The sequence below is a fragment of the Volucribacter amazonae genome (assembly GCF_029783845.1).
GTDB lineage: Bacteria > Pseudomonadota > Gammaproteobacteria > Enterobacterales > Pasteurellaceae > Volucribacter > Volucribacter amazonae.
Genome location: NZ_LWID01000001.1, coordinates 439,974 through 455,870 on the forward strand (window position 1 = coordinate 439,974; position 15,897 = coordinate 455,870).

14 protein-coding genes are annotated in these 15,897 nt (G+C 37.9%); 3 read left to right on the forward strand and 11 right to left on the reverse strand.

Annotated features, from left to right (window positions below; all coding sequences use genetic code 11):
* Positions 1-132 precede the first annotated feature (132 nt).
* Both pntB and pntA read right to left on the reverse strand, forming a co-directional pair.
* Positions 133-1,557, reverse strand: coding sequence for a Re/Si-specific NAD(P)(+) transhydrogenase subunit beta (pntB, locus tag A6A20_RS02205; RefSeq protein WP_279571934.1), 1,425 nt, complete (start codon positions 1,555-1,557; stop codon positions 133-135).
* 11 nt (positions 1,558-1,568) lie between these two features.
* Complete coding sequence (gene pntA, locus A6A20_RS02210) at positions 1,569-3,098, reverse strand: Re/Si-specific NAD(P)(+) transhydrogenase subunit alpha (RefSeq protein WP_279571935.1); 1,530 nt, start codon at positions 3,096-3,098, stop codon at positions 1,569-1,571.
* A gap of 405 nt (positions 3,099-3,503) precedes the next feature.
* Between pntA and sfsA the strand changes: the two genes are divergently transcribed.
* Both sfsA and lldD read left to right on the forward strand, forming a co-directional pair.
* Entirely contained in the window at positions 3,504-4,220 is a 717-nt protein-coding gene (gene sfsA / locus A6A20_RS02215) for a DNA/RNA nuclease SfsA (protein ID WP_279571936.1), read from the forward strand.
* A 509-nt stretch (positions 4,221-4,729) separates the two neighbouring features.
* Positions 4,730-5,875: an FMN-dependent L-lactate dehydrogenase LldD gene (lldD, locus tag A6A20_RS02220; protein WP_279571937.1), complete on the forward strand. Its 1,146-nt coding sequence runs from the start codon at positions 4,730-4,732 to the stop codon at positions 5,873-5,875.
* A 60-nt stretch (positions 5,876-5,935) separates the two neighbouring features.
* Here lldD and A6A20_RS02225 read toward each other — a convergent pair whose 3' ends face one another.
* The 6 genes from A6A20_RS02225 to rsgA all read right to left on the reverse strand — a co-directional run bounded on the left by A6A20_RS02225 (position 5,936) and on the right by rsgA (position 12,413).
* Positions 5,936-6,541, reverse strand: a complete 606-nt coding sequence (locus A6A20_RS02225) for a LysE/ArgO family amino acid transporter (RefSeq protein ID WP_279571938.1) — start codon at positions 6,539-6,541, stop codon at positions 5,936-5,938.
* Positions 6,542-6,726: 185 nt separating this feature from the next.
* A complete protein-coding gene (locus A6A20_RS02230) occupies positions 6,727-8,268 on the reverse strand; it encodes a carbon starvation CstA family protein (RefSeq protein WP_279571939.1) in 1,542 nt (513 codons plus the stop codon).
* Between the two features lie 202 nt (positions 8,269-8,470).
* The gene (gene crr, locus A6A20_RS02235; protein ID WP_279571940.1) at positions 8,471-8,971 is read right to left on the reverse strand and encodes a PTS glucose transporter subunit IIA; all 501 of its coding nucleotides are present in this window, start codon (positions 8,969-8,971) and stop codon (positions 8,471-8,473) included.
* A gap of 61 nt (positions 8,972-9,032) precedes the next feature.
* Positions 9,033-10,760, reverse strand: a complete 1,728-nt coding sequence (gene ptsI / locus A6A20_RS02240) for a phosphoenolpyruvate-protein phosphotransferase PtsI (protein WP_279571941.1) — start codon at positions 10,758-10,760, stop codon at positions 9,033-9,035.
* Positions 10,761-10,845: 85 nt separating this feature from the next.
* Positions 10,846-11,103 carry a phosphocarrier protein Hpr gene (gene ptsH / locus A6A20_RS02245; RefSeq protein ID WP_279571942.1) on the reverse strand — a complete coding sequence of 86 codons (258 nt, stop codon included), beginning with the start codon at positions 11,101-11,103 and terminating at the stop codon, positions 10,846-10,848.
* Between the two features lie 248 nt (positions 11,104-11,351).
* Positions 11,352-12,413 carry a small ribosomal subunit biogenesis GTPase RsgA gene (gene rsgA, locus A6A20_RS02250; protein WP_279571943.1) on the reverse strand — a complete coding sequence of 354 codons (1,062 nt, stop codon included), beginning with the start codon at positions 12,411-12,413 and terminating at the stop codon, positions 11,352-11,354.
* A 110-nt stretch (positions 12,414-12,523) separates the two neighbouring features.
* Here rsgA and orn point away from each other — a divergent pair, with 110 nt between their 5' ends.
* Positions 12,524-13,069: an oligoribonuclease gene (gene orn, locus A6A20_RS02255; protein ID WP_279571944.1), complete on the forward strand. Its 546-nt coding sequence runs from the start codon at positions 12,524-12,526 to the stop codon at positions 13,067-13,069.
* Between the two features lie 129 nt (positions 13,070-13,198).
* On the opposite strand, the gene mreD is transcribed toward orn, so the two are convergent.
* From mreD to A6A20_RS02270, 3 genes are all read right to left on the reverse strand, one after another.
* A complete protein-coding gene (mreD, locus tag A6A20_RS02260; protein WP_279573721.1) occupies positions 13,199-13,687 on the reverse strand; it encodes a rod shape-determining protein MreD in 489 nt (162 codons plus the stop codon).
* Entirely contained in the window at positions 13,687-14,745 is a 1,059-nt protein-coding gene (mreC, locus tag A6A20_RS02265; RefSeq protein WP_279571945.1) for a rod shape-determining protein MreC, read from the reverse strand. The genes mreD and mreC overlap by 1 nt, the downstream gene beginning before the upstream one ends.
* Before the next feature lie 67 nt (positions 14,746-14,812).
* Positions 14,813-15,871 (reverse strand): rod shape-determining protein, encoded by a 1,059-nt coding sequence (locus tag A6A20_RS02270; protein ID WP_279573722.1) that lies wholly within the window; start codon positions 15,869-15,871, stop codon positions 14,813-14,815.
* Between the last annotated feature and the right edge of the window lie 26 nt (positions 15,872-15,897).

Genomic DNA, 15,897 nt, shown 5'->3' on the forward strand with positions numbered 1-15,897 from the left:
AAACAATAAGAGGTATATAAACATAAATTAGGGTAACTTTCTTTGATCTTTCTCGCAAATTTAAAATTTTGTAAAAAATAACCGCACTTCAAAAAGTGCGGTTTAATTTAGACTTATTTTATTATTAAACGATTACAACGCACGCAAAATCGCATCAACGCTTTCTTTTGCATCGCCCAGTAACATTTGTGTATTGTCTTTAAAGAACAATGGATTTTGTACTCCAGCGTAACCAACCCCCATAGAACGTTTAAATACAATCACATTTTGTGCTTTCCACACTTCTAATACCGGCATACCTGCAATTGGGCTAGACGGATCGTCCATTGCTGCTGGGTTTACCGTATCATTCGCACCAATCACTAAAACCACATCGGTGTCTGGGAAATCTTCGTTAATTTCGTCCATTTCTAACACCACGTCATAAGGCACTTTGGCTTCGGCTAATAATACATTCATATGTCCCGGTAAACGTCCAGCAACAGGGTGAATACCAAAGCGTACATTAACCCCACGCTCACGCAATTTTTGGGTAATTTCAGCCACTGGATATTGTGCCTGCGCTACTGCCATACCATATCCGGGGGTAATAATAACAGAGCTAGCATTTTTTAACATTTCTGCTACTTCTTCAGCACTGGTTTCACGATGCTCACCATAATCCTGATCATCTGAGGATTGCACATCATTACCAAAACCACCCGCAATGACGCTAATAAATGAACGATTCATAGCTTTACACATAATGTAAGATAAAATCGCACCTGATGACCCCACTAATGCCCCTGTAACGATTAATAAATCATTACTCAACATAAAGCCTGCCGCTGCCGCTGCCCAACCAGAATAAGAGTTAAGCATAGACACCACAACAGGCATATCCGCTCCACCAATTGAAGCCACTAAATGCCAACCGAAAGCAAGAGCAATGGCGGTCATTAATAACACTGGGAAAATATTTTCTGGTGAATTTAAGAAAGCGATCATCAATAAAGCTGAAACCACTAAAGCCGCTAAATTAAGTTTATGACGGTGAGGTAACATTAGGGCTTTAGAATTAATAATTCCACGCAATTTACCAAAGGCAACCACAGAACCTGTAAAGGTTACTGCACCGATGAAAATCCCTAAGAAAACTTCCACATTATGGATATTAGCTAAAACCGCTTGCTCCGCTAAGAAAGCGACTTTACCAGCTTCATCTAAATAAGCAGGTACTTCCGCTGCATGATGCAAGCCATAACTGTTAAAGCCGACTAATACCGCCGCTAAGCCCACAAAACTATGCAAAATTGCGACCAATTCAGGCATTTCAGTCATTTCAACTTTTAAGGCTTGACGAATACCAATCCCTGCCCCAATCGCCATTGATAATAAGATCCAAAATTGCCCTTTTACCGCAGGACCAAAAATGGTAGCAACTAAAGCGATCGCCATACCCACGATACCATACCAACAACCCGCTTTGGCTGTTTCGTGCTTAGAAAGCCCTGCTAAACTCATAATAAAAAGCAGTGCCGCAACAATATAAGCTGCTTGAACTAAACCTTCAGACATTGCTTTCCTCCTTAACCTTTTCTAAACATAGAAAGCATACGTTGGGTAACTTTAAAGCCCCCAAAGATATTAATACTGGCGACTAAAATCGCAATAAAGGCAAGTAAACTGATAAAGAAACTGCCCTGCCCAATTTGTAATAATGCACCGACAATAATAATGCCAGAAATCGCATTAGTTACCGCCATTAATGGGGTATGTAACGCATGGCTTACATTCCATACCACATAATATCCCACCACACAGGCTAAAACAAAGACGGTAAAATGAGAAAGGAAAGAGGTTGGAGTAACAGAGGCTACCCATAAATATAACAAGGCAACAACTGCCATAATGCCATATTTCACTTTAGGATCTGTTGGTTTTTCTTCTGCTTTAACTGCCTCTACCGCTGGTTTCGCTTTAGGTTGAGCAGAAACTTGAATTGGAGGGGCTGGCCAAGTCACTTCACCATTTTTAATGACAGTAACCCCACGAAGTACTACATCATCAAAATCAATATTGATATTGCCATCTTTTTCTTTACATAATAATTTAAGTAAATTCACTAAGTTAGTGCCGTAAAGTTGTGATGACTGGGTTGGTAAACGGCTTGGTAAATCGGTATAACCAATAATTTTTACCTGATTTTCAGTGGTAACCACTTCGCCCGCTTTTGATAACTCACAGTTACCGCCAGTGGCTGCTGCTAAATCCACAATCACCGATCCAGGCTTCATTGAGTCAACCATTTCTTTGGTAATTAAACGTGGTGCTGGTTTGCCCGGAATTAATGCGGTGGTAATAATAATATCCACTTCTTTCGCTTGTTCCGCATATAATTCTAAAGCTCGGCGGTTAAATTCTTCAGACATCACTTTGGCATAACCATCGCCTGAGCCACCTTCTTCTTTAAAATCAATCTCAAGGAAACTCGCCCCCATAGATTCCACTTGTTCTTTTACTTCTGGACGGGAATCAAACGCACGAACGATAGCACCTAAACTATTCGCTGCACCAATAGCAGCAAGACCAGCTACCCCAGCACCAATAACTAACACTTTCGCTGGCGGCACTTTACCTGCCGCAGTAATCTGCCCAGTAAAAAAGCTACCAAATTCATGTGCCGCTTCAACCACCGCACGATAACCTGCAATATTTGCCATTGAGCTTAACGCATCAAGGGATTGTGCTCTTGAGATTCGCGGTACCGCGTCCATAGCTAATACATTAATATTTTTGGCTGACAATTTTTCCATTAACTGTGGATTTTGTGCTGGCCAAATAAAACTGACTAAGGTCGCTCCGTCCTTAATCAATTCCACTTCCTGATCAGTAGGTGCATTAACTTTAAAAATAATATCTGCTTGCCATACATCTTGTGCTGAACCAATTTTAGCGCCTGCCTCAACAAAAGCCTGATCTTCAAAACTTGCTTTAAAACCTGCGTCGTGTTCAACAATCACATCAAAACCAAGTTTTAAGATCTGCTGTACAGTTTTCGGCGTTGCCGCTACACGACATTCATTGTCAAGCAGTTCTCTAGGTACACCAATTAGCATAATTATTTATTCCTTATAATTGGTTAATCAATAACTTAGGAAAACTTCCCGCCCATAATCAAATTATAGTCGTTTTAATTTGAAATAAGACAAAACGGCACACCGCAAACAGTACAAAGCATATCGCAAGGCGAGCAACGCCGTATTATTTTAAAATGGAACGACTATAAATAAGCGAATATCAACATTCGCGATTATTAAACCATAGTTAAATTCAATTCCTTTCTCCACAAGAAAACTAAATGATTTTAACTATCAGCTCAATTTACCACTAAACTTAGCCAAATAACAAAGACTTTTTTCAATTAATTTGACAGCTTACAACAATTAGTTTTATTCGGACAAATTTACCGCTAAAATGCCCCTTTCAATAAAGCGTATTCACACTAATTTAGGACTATTATTATGCAATTTCCTCCTTTACAACCAGCCAAACTAATTCGCCGTTATAAACGCTTTATGGCAGATATTGAATTAGCTAATGGCGAAACGACTACTATTCACTGTGCAAATACAGGCACAATGTTAGGCTGTGGCAGTGCTGGCGATACTATTTGGTATTCTGATTCCAAAAGCCTTACTCGCAAATACCCTTTTTCTTGGGAACTCACTCAACTTAACCAACAACAATTTGTTTGTATTAATACTCATCGTTCTAATCAACTTACCTTAGAAGCATTACAAAACAAACAAATTAGCCAACTGGCGGAATATGACGAGATTTACCCTGAAGTCAAATATGGCAAAGAAAATAGCCGTATTGATTTCTTACTAAAAGGAGAAGGATTGGTAGATTGCTATGTGGAAGTCAAATCAGTTACCTTAGTCCGCAATGGACTTGGGCAATTTCCTGATGCGGTAACAACAAGAGGACAAAAACACTTACGTGAACTTATGGAAATCAAACAACAAGGTAAAAGAGCGGTAATTTTTTTCGCAGGATTACACAATGGTTTTGATCGTTTTCGTGTCGCTGAAGATATTGATCCTGAATATAACCAGTTATTGCAACAAGCTGTCAAACTTGGGGTTGAAGTTTATTGCTATGCTGGTGAATTTGAATTCCAACAACAAATTCCTTGTGGATTAAAACTAAGCCATAATGTTCCTGTGATAATCTAGCACACGTTTGTAAACATTTGTAAATAATATTGCTTAAATTAATGATAATAATTATCATTAACACATAACAACAAACATAAATAGATAATCACTCCAACATTTCAGCACCTCTTCCCCCACAACAGAGGTGCTTTTTTTATGTCATTATGATAGCCATTCCAATTTATAGTCATTCCACTTTAAAATGAGACAGGGAATACCAATGCCGTATGATTTTAAAGTGAAAGAACAATAACAGTTTTTTCCTTAAACTGCATCAATCTTTTACTAATAAAATGATTTGTGATCTAATTCTCATTTTTTATTAAAACTCTCACTTCTTGCGCAATTTTTCCACTTAATTATTTGCAAATAATAACTATTTCTATTATTGTTATTTCCCTGTTATCAAAATGTAGATTACAATGATTATCCCCCTCACAGAATTGCACTAAGGCTAATCTTAGGGAATGAAACATTGATTTATCCTACATTGTTTTATTCATTATCTTAGATAAGAGGTTCATATAATGATTATTTCATCAGCCAATGATTATCGTAAAGCAGCACGTCGCCGTGTTCCTCCATTTATGTTTCATTATGCAGACGGTGGCTCTTATGCAGAACAAACACTACAACGTAATGTCAGCGATCTTGCCAATATTGCATTACGTCAACGTGTACTAAAAGATATGTCGGAGCTTAATACCGAAATAGAATTATTTGGCGAAAAATTATCTATGCCTGTTGCCCTTGCCCCAGTGGGTGCTTTAGGTATGTATGCCAGACGTGGCGAAGTACAAGCCGCAAAAGCAGCGGATAATAAAGGTGTACCTTTTACCCTTTCTACGGTATCCATTTGCCCTATTGAAGAAGTCGCACCTGTAATTAAGCGTCCAATGTGGTTTCAATTATATGTTTTGCGTGATCGTGGCTTTATGAAAGATGCGTTGCAACGGGCAAAAGCGGCAGGTTGTTCTACCCTTGTTTTTACCGTTGATATGCCTACACCCGGGGCGAGATACCGTGATATGCACTCTGGTATGAGCGGTCCTTATAAAGAAATTCGCCGCATATTACAAGCCACTTTTCACCCATTCTGGGCTTGGGACGTAGGTATAAAAGGCAAACCACATACCCTTGGTAATGTATCTCATTATATGGGAAAACAAATTGGTTTAGACGATTATATCGGTTGGCTCACACAAAACTTCGATCCTTCTATTTCATGGAAAGATTTGGAATGGATTCGTGAGTTTTGGGACGGTCCAATGGTAATTAAAGGTATTCTTGATCCTGATGATGCCAAAGATGCAGTGCGTTTTGGGGCTGATGGTATTGTGGTGTCTAACCATGGTGGTCGCCAATTAGACGGCGTGTTATCTAGTGCGAGAGCCTTACCTGCCATTGCTGATGCAGTAAAAGGCGATATTAAAATCCTTGCAGATTCGGGTATTCGTAATGGGCTTGATGTGGTGCGTATGATCGCTTTAGGCGCTGATGCTTGCTTATTAGGTCGTGCTTTTGTTTATGCCTTAGGGGCTGCAGGGCAAGCTGGGGTAGAAAATATGTTTGATATTTTCCATAAAGAAATGAAAGTCGCGATGACCTTAACCAGTAATCAAAAAATCAGTGATATTACCGCTGACGCTTTAGTTGATCTAAAATCACTTTAATATACAAACTCGGCATAGGTTTTTTCCTATGCCTTGCTTACACCAAACCCTCAAATAACCTTAATTATTCCATAACAACGAGCAAGCAATACTCCACATAATTATCCCAATCAATATATCTAATATCTTCCAAGATTTCGGATTGGCAAACAAAGGACGTAGCAATTTAGCCCCATAACCTAAGCTAAAAAAGAATACAAATGAAGCGAACATCGCCCCCAGAGCAAAGGAATACTTTTCGGAAAATTGCGTAGAAATTGCCCCAATTAAAATGACCGTATCTAAATAAACGTGTGGATTAAGCCAAGTAAATGCCAAACAAACTAAAACAATTTTTACTAACTGTTGCTGTTCTTGTCCCTGTGCTTGTAAGCTATTATGTTGTTTAATGGCAGAATGAAAACTTTTTAATCCATAAACAAAGAGAAAGAATGCCCCAAAATAACGGGCTATTTCCACAATCAACGGATATTGTTGGATTATCTCACCAAAACCAAATACCCCTAATGAAATCAATAAAGCATCAGATAAGGCACAAATGGAACAAACTGTAAAAACATATTGACGTTTTATGCCCTGCTTTAGCACAAAGGCATTTTGTGCCCCTATAGCAAGAATTAAAGACAGTCCTAACGCAAAACCAGAGAAAAAAGCCGTTAAAGCCATAACGCTCCTTGCATAAATAAAAAACAACAATCGTTGAGATTTTACATAATATTAACAAAAAGAAATAGGTTGGTTATAAAAAATTCTGCCAAAATAGACCGCACTTCATAATATAGTCATTCCACTTTAAAAACATAAAAAAAATCTGCCCCCAAAGAGCAGATTTCCTATCAATTTGTTACTAATTACTTAGCATTTTCTAATTCGGCTTCTTGTTCCTTATCTAAAGGTTTAAGGAATTTAAAGAATGCAAAAGTAACGATAACCGTAGTTGCAAAAGCGACCCACACAGAAACATCGTAGCTTAAATGTAAACCGATAGGGGCATAAGCAATATAAGTAGCACAAACCATCGTCATAAACATCGCTGGTATACTACATACCCAATGGAATTTTTGATAACGATATAAATAAGCGGCTGCTGTCCACATCATAATCATTGCAGTAGTTTGGTTCGCCCAACCGAAATAACGCCATAATACTTGGAAGTCCACACGAGAAATAATAAAGCCAAGTACAAATAGAGGAATAGCAATCATTAAACGTTTAGAGAAAGTACGTTGCTCTAATTTAAAGAAATCCGCAATTAATAGACGCGCCGCTCGGAATGCGGTATCTCCAGAGGTAATTGGCAATACCACCACCCCTAATACTGCAAGAATACCACCAAATAATCCTAACATACCAATGGCTGAATCATATACCACTTTAGCTGGTGTACCTACATTAATCGCTTCATTGATAGCCTCTGGACTTTCATAGAAACTTAAGCCAACCATACACCAAATTAAAGCGATTACCCCTTCCGCAATCATCGCACCATAGAAAATAAAGCGAGCTTCACTTTCATTTTTCGCACAACGTGCCATTAATGGGGTTTGGGTTGCATGGAAACCTGAAATCGCACCACAAGCAATGGTAATAAATAGCATTGGCCAAATTGGTAAGTTTGAGGTATTCATATTTTTAAAGAAATCGGCGATACCCACTTCAACACCCCAAAAGCCCACTTCTGGGAACAAGGTTCTAAAGAATGGGATATCATTTAAAATAAAACCAAAGAACATACCCAACGTCATAAACAGCAATAATGCACCAAATAATGGGTAAATGCGTCCAATGATTTTATCAATCGGTAATAAAGTAGCAATAATATAATAAATAAAAATTATTGCTGTCCAAGTAACCAAAATAGTCGCTGAACCTGAAGTTACTTCTTCATTAACCGCATTAGAACTTAAACTACCTGAACCTAATAGCTCGGAAGTAATACTGCTTAATAAATTAGCAGGACTAGCCACAAATACTACCCCAACTAACAATAATAAAATAATAGCAAAAACATTCATAAAATGTTTTGCCGGCTGACCAATATATTTACCGGTCAAATAAGGAATATTCGCCCCTTTATTACGAATACTTAACATACCGCAGAAATAATCATGCACCGCACCGGCAAAAATACAACCGAATACGATCCATAACATCGCCACTGGACCATATAATGCCCCTAAAATCGGACCAAAAATTGGACCTGTACCTGCGATATTTAATAACTGAATAAGCCAAATTTTCTTTTTAGACATAGGTACATAGTCAATACCATCTGCCATAGAATGGGCGGGAGTAAGACGTTCAGGATTAATTTTAAAAATTTTCTCCATCAACGTTCCATAAAAAAAATAGCCAGCAATCAATAAGCCGACACAAAATAGAAACCACAACATAATAAAAAACCTTAATAAAAACACTCCTTATTAGAGCAGACGCATTTTAACAGATTGTTATTTTCTGTAAATAACTGCAATGGGGCATTCATCAAAATTGTGATCCATCACCAATATTTTATGATTTTTTTGCTATTTTTTGAGCAGAGATTTATAAAAAAACCCCCTAATATAGAGGGTTTAATAACATTAACAAAAATAATTATTTTTTCAGAACTAACACCACAGATTCACCGGCAACAACTTCGCCAGATTTCTTTTCAATATGGCTAATTTCGTCCATATTAGAAATAACCACTGGGGTTAATACGGATTTCGCTTTTGATTCTAATAATGGCAAATCAAATTCAATGATAGTTTCGCCACGTTTAACTTGTTGTCCTTCTTGTGCAACTCGGGTAAAGCCTTCACCCTTTAATTCCACGGTATCAATACCAAAGTGAACAAATAATTCAATACCGTCTGTAGATTCCATTGAAAAAGCGTGATTAGTTTCAAAAATTTTACCAATCACACCATCTACTGGCGCAACAATTTTGTTACCAGTTGGACGAATAGCAACGCCATCACCCACAATTTTCTCTGAAAATACAACATCAGGTACATCTTCAATATTGACAATTTCGCCAGAAAGCGGCGCAAAAACTTCTACGTCAACAGCTTTGTTTTCTTTTGAACCAAATAATTTATCAAATAATCCCATTATTTAATCTCCTACCAAGTGATATTTGTTCGCATTTTAACGCAAAAAAATCAATTTGTATCTAATTTAATGCTTTTTCTGCCAAAAAATCCGCAACTAATTGCTCAATATCGGCACTTGTTGGTTGGGTTAATGCTTTATCTGCAAGCGCTTTCGCTTCGGCAAATTCAACATTACGAATTAATTTTTTAATACGAGGAACAGAAATCGCACTCATACTAAATTCATCTAATCCCATACCTAATAGCAAAATAGTGGCTTTTTCATCGCCTGCTAATTCACCACACATTCCTGTCCATTTTCCTTCTGCATGAGATGCTTCAATCACTTGTTTAATTAAAGCAAGTACCGCAGGATTCATTGGGTTATATAAATGTGAAATCATTTCGTTACCACGATCCACCGCTAAGGTATATTGTGTGAGATCATTCGTACCAATACTAAAGAAATCCACTTCTTTGGCTAAGAATTTAGCATTCATTGCCGCAGCTGGGGTTTCAACCATAACACCAATTTGAATTTCTTCATCAAAGGCTTTGCCTTCGTTGCGTAATTCTTGTTTTAAGGTTTCAATTACCGATTTTAATTCACGAATTTCTTCTACTGAAATAATCATTGGGAACATAACCGCTAATTTACCAAAAGCAGAAGCACGCAATACCGCTCTTAATTGAGCATTAAGAATTTCTCGGCGATCTAAAGCAATACGGATTGCTCGCCAACCTAAAAATGGATTCATTTCTTTTGGTAAATCCAAATAAGGCAAATCTTTGTCGCCGCCAATATCCATAGTACGCAAGATCACTAAGCGTCCGTCCATCGCCTCAACCACTTCTTTATAAGCAATAAATTGCTCTTCTTCTGTTGGGAGATGATCACGATCCATAAATAAAAATTCGGTACGATATAATCCTACCCCTTCCGCACCATTACGATGTGCCCCTTCGCAATCACGAATAGTACCAATGTTAGCGACAACATCAACACGATGTCCATCTAGGGTCAGAGCAGGGAGATCTTTTAGTTTAACTAACTCCGCTTTTTCTTCATTAATTTGTTGTTCTAAAGCTCGTAAACGATCAATTTCTTCCTGTGAAGGATTAACGTAAACCGCATTGTTAATCGCATCTAAAACTAAATAGTCGCCAGAATTGACTAACGCAGTAACATTATTTGTCCCCACAATGGCAGGTAATTCTAAAGAACGTGCCATAATGGAAGTATGCGAAGTTCTTCCACCAATATCGGTAATAAAGCCTAGGACTTTATCAAGATTTAATTGAGCCGTTTCAGAAGGGGTTAAATCATAAGCCACTAAAATAGCTTCTTCGTTGATATCACCTAAATCAACAATGTGCATACCTAAAATATTTTTGATTAAGCGATTACCAATATCACGAATATCGCCCGCTCGTTCTTTTAAGTATTCATCATCAATTTCGGACAACATCGCTACTTGTTGATCAATCACTTTACTTGCTGCTACGCCCGCATTGACTTTATGGCTACGCAAATAATCTAGAATTTCTTCTTCTAACTCTTCATCTTCCAAAATCATTAAATGACCTTCAAAGATGGCCTCTTTTTCTTCCCCTAAGGTCTGACGAGCACGCTCTTTAATCGCCGTTAATTGCTGAATCGCAGCATCACGCCCCGCATAAAAACGTGCCACTTCTGCCTCAATTTGATCTTCTGTAATCTTTTGAAAATCAAGAACGATTTTTTCTTCTTTAAGCACTAACGCTTTACCAAATACAATACCCGGAGAAGCTAAAATTCCTGAAATCATTATATGACCCTTTTATGAGTAAAAATAAAAAAGCTTAACGCTAACTAAACAGAATAATGCCACAAATGATTTTGTGGCAATTTCATTATTCTAAAGTTGGAATAAGTGCTACAAGATGTTCAACCGCTTGTTGTTCATCTTCGCCCTCAGCGGAAATAGTAATCACTGTATCTTGTGTTAAGCCTAATGTTTGTAATTTAAACAAACTTTTCGCACTGGCACTTTTTCCACCTGAAGTAACGGTAACATCAGAAGTAAAAGCCTTAGCTTCTTTTACAAATTGTGCTGCTGGGCGAGTATGTAAGCCGTTTGGAGCAGTAATTTCAACATCTTTTGAATACATAATGTTTTCCTCTATAAAAATAGTCAATTAAAATTCGTTTACAATATAGCCTGATAGCTGATTACAAAATACAAAGAAAATCGCTATATTTTCTATTTATTTTATGAATTAAAATAAATCCGTTGCCTAGTATGATTATTCCCATAAAATAATCAACAATAATCCAATAAAAATTTGAGCTAGTCCACAAAAAAAAGCCATTATAGAATATTTTTTAAACAAAATTCAGCTTTTTTCTTATATTTTAATCAATCATTCAGCGTATCAGCGACAAAATGACGTTGCGATTTTGTTTCCGTTAAACTTGCGACGACACGATGATAATTTTCAAAGCGTATTGGGTGAATTTTTCCTTGTTCCACCGCTTGTTTTAATGCACAACCGGGATCTGTTTGATGTTTACAATCCCTAAATTTACAAGTACCTAGAAAATACTGAAACTCACGATAACCTTTAGCAATTTGTTCCTGCTCCAAATGCCATAATCCAAATTCACGAATCCCGGGGGAATCAATCAATTCACCGCCTTGTGGTAAATGGTATAAACGTGATGATGTGGTGGTATGTTGTCCTAATCCTGAGGTTTCACTGACTTCGTTAGTCTGTGCATTCACTTCAGGTAAAAGATGATTCACTAAACTGGATTTCCCTACACCTGATTGCCCGACAAAAATACTTGTACCTTGCGATAAAAGTGCGGTCAGTTTTGCCATATTTTCCCCTGTTTTGGCAGAAATCAATAAGGTTTGATAACCAATATCTTGATAGATTTTTAACTGTTGCTCCACCGCTTCACGTTGTTGAGAGGTTAATAGATCTGCTTTGTTGACCACAATCACTGGGGGAATTTGTACGGTTTCACATACCACCAAATAACGATCAATAATATTCAAAGATAAGATGGGCAATACCGCTGAAACAATAATAATACGATCAATATTTGCTGCAATCACCTTTAAGCCGTCATAATAATCAGGGCGACAAAGCTCCGTTTGGCGAGGCTCAACCGCTTCAATAACGCCACTAATGCCCTGTAAATGTTGATGTCCTTGTCGCCATATTACCCTATCTCCCACCACAACATTGGCTAAGGTTCGACGTAAATTACAACGAAAAATATTGCCTTGCTGATCTTCCACATCAGCATGGGCAGAATAGCGTGTAATCACAAGCCCTTGCTGTGGTTCGCCCAGTAAATCATCTTGCCATATGTCTTGTTTCTCGCAATTTGCTTGATGACGATGTAATGCTTTCGCCTTATTAGAACGAATACGGCGTTGTTGGTTTTTCGTAAGTTTCGCTTTTGCCATAGTAAAAATATTTATTCTATTGGGAAAACGTCCGCAAAAAGCCTAAAAGAGCGGTCGTTTTTTTATGTATTTTTGATTAAAATAGTCCAAAATTGCTATAAGGATACACTATGTTACAAGATAAACAAAACCTAATCTGGATTGATCTCGAGATGACAGGGCTTGACCCCAAGAAAGAGCGGATCATTGAAATTGCCACCATTGTTACCGATAAAGATCTTAATATTTTAGCGGAAGGCCCTGTGCTTGCCATTCATCAACCTGATACCTTACTGAATGCCATGAGTGAATGGTGCGTAAAAACCCATAGTGCGAATGGATTAATTGAACGAGTTAAACAAAGTAAACTCAATGAACGAGCCGCTGAATTGCAAACGCTTGATTTTTTAAAGAAATGGGTACCTAAAGGTTGCTCCCCTATTTGTGGTAACAGCGTTGCCCAAGATAAACGCTTTCTCTACCAATATATGCCCGATTTAGCCGATTATTTTCATTATCGTCATTTAGATGTCAGCACGTTAAAAGAATTGGCAAGCCGTTGGAAGCCTGAGATCCTTGCGGGTTTTAGTAAAAAAAATAGCCATTTAGCCCTTGATGATATTCGTGAATCTATCGCAGAGTTAGCGTATTATCGGCAGAATTTTATTAAATTATAATCGTTTCAATTTAAAATAAGGCGGTACGGCGAGGCGTACTAACGCTGTATTATTTTAAGCTGGAACGACTATATAAAAAATAACCGCACTTTCACAAAAAGTGCGGTATCTTTTAGCCAAATTTTATTCTTATTTGATATGCAATTTCCTACGAATTTGACGCAATAACAAAAATAACCAAGGCCACAATAAACCCGTAAAAATTGCCCCAAAAATTTCTTTCCAATTAAATACAGCTGTATGTAAAAATAACTCAATAAAGAAAATACCAAAGCGAATAACAATCACAAAAAGGATCATTAATAAACTTTGTTGCCAAAGAGAAAGATTGCGTAAAATCAAATGATTAGCACTAATTAAGTAAGTAAATACAGATAAAATCAAGGCGTGAACACCTAAATTAGAGCCAAGTATCAAATCCCATAACACACCCAAAATAAAAGCACTACCAATGCTAATTTTATTCGGGATCGCCATTGCCCAATAAGTCAATACCATAATCAACCAAGCTGGGCGAAAACTTTGCAAATTGGTTGGCCAAGGCATAATTTCCAAGGTAAGTGCAATAATAAAGATGCTGAGTAAAATGACCCATTGTAGAATAAGATTTCCTTTCATCATTGCTCTCCTGTTGTACCATTTAATATATCGGAAGGGGAACTTTCTTCTACATTAATTGGGGCATTTTCAAACACTGGTGGTTCAACTAATCCACTGCGCTCAGGCTCAACATTTTGCTCAATATTCTGATTGATTTCATTATTTTCTTGAATTTTCTCTTTTTGTTGAGAAAAACGTTGACGTACAGCATTACGCACATCTTCTGGAGATAAGGCATTCGCTTTACGTAAATCTTCATTGGTTGGCCATAACAATAACACATAACGCAACCGCTCTAAGGAAGCAAGAGGCTTAACTGTTACTGTAGCGAAATAATTTTGCCCACTGCGAGAAATGGTACTGACTATGCCCACAGGGTACCCCTCTGGGAAACGTCCACCTAAACCTGAGGTGACTAATAAATCACCTTTTTGAATATCAACACTACGCGGAACATTTTCTAGCATTAACTCATCATTACGCCCTGTACCAGTGGCAATAACTCGTACATCATTTCGCAAAACTTGCAAAGGAATACCATGGGTAACATCAGTAACTAACAAAACTCGGCTAGTATTTGCACCAACCGAAATGACTTGTCCCACAACCCCTTTTTCGTCAATAACAGGCTGTCCCACATAAACACCATCATTTTCGCCTTGATTAATGACCACTTGCTGACGATAAACATCAGTTTCTGCAGTTAATACTTCTGCGATTTTTTTATATTCATCTTGCCGTAATGGCGAATTGAGTAACAGGCGTAACCGTTGGTTTTCAACTTTTAGTTGATCCAAGAGCAACAATTCTGCATTTTTTTCACGCAATTGTTGTCTTAATATGCGGTTTTCAATCTGCAATTTAGAAGTATCTACTAAGTTATCCGATACTTCATCAAGCACCGAGCGTGGAGAATTTGCTAAATAATAGAGACCTTCAACCGCCGTTTCCATAATGGTTCTCGCCTTAATCATAGTATGATTTTGCCCATCTGAAATAATCAGGGCAATGGAAGCAAGTACCGCAAGAGCAAGGCGAATGCCTAATGGTGGTGCTTTGGCAAAAATCGGTTTCATAGCAGATCCAATAGCAAGTGTAAAAGTGCGGTCATTTTTACCGCACTTTTTCAGTTATTACAGGAAATTATAATAATTCATCACTAAAAATATCGCCGCCGTGCATATCGATCATTTCTAACGCTTCGCCACCGCCACGCGCTACACAAGTTAATGGATCTTCAGCAATAATCACTGGCACACCTGATTCTTTTGACAATAAAATATCAATATTGCGTAATAAAGCACCACCGCCTGTCAGCACCATACCTCGTTCAAAAATATCAGCAGCGAGTTCAGGTGGACATTGCTCTAATGCGGTACGCACTGCAGTAACTATACCATTAAGCGGTTGCTGAATCGCCTCTAACACATCACGAGAAGTTAATTTAAAGGTTCTTGGTGCCCCCTCCGATAAATTATGCCCATGTACTTCCATTTCAAGAATTTCATCATCATCTTGCAAATAAGCTGAACCTAATTCTTTTTTAATTCGCTCTGCGGTTGCTTCACCAATAGAAGAACCAAAGGTACGGCGAACATAAGCAATAATGGCTTCATCAAAACGGTCGCCACCAATACGTACCGAAGATGAATAAACCACGCCATTTAAGGAAATTACCGCCACTTCTGTTGTTCCACCACCAATATCAATAACCATAGAACCTGTTGCGGTAGAAACAGGCAATTTTGCCCCAATCGCTGCCGCCATAGGTTCTTCAATTAAATAGACCTCTCTTGCTCCTGCACCAATAGCTGATTCTTTAATGGCTCGGCGTTCTACCTGTGTTGCCCCTGCTGGCACACAAACTAACACACGAGGACTAGGACGCATAAAATTACTGCTATGCACTTGCTTAATAAAATATTGCAACATTTTTTCCGTTACAAAGAAATCTGCAATAACCCCATCTTTCATAGGACGAATTGCCACAATGCTTTTCGGCGTACGTCCTAACATCATTTTAGCTTCCTTGCCCACAGCGGCAATGCTCTTTAATGATCCGACTCGATCTTGACGAATTGCCACCACTGAGGGTTCATCTAATACAATTCCTTGTCCTTTTACATAAATTAAAGTGTTTGCTGTCCCTAAATCAATAGAGAGATCATTAGAAAATAAACCACGAATTTTTTTAAACATAATAAGCCTATTAACATTAAATCATCTAA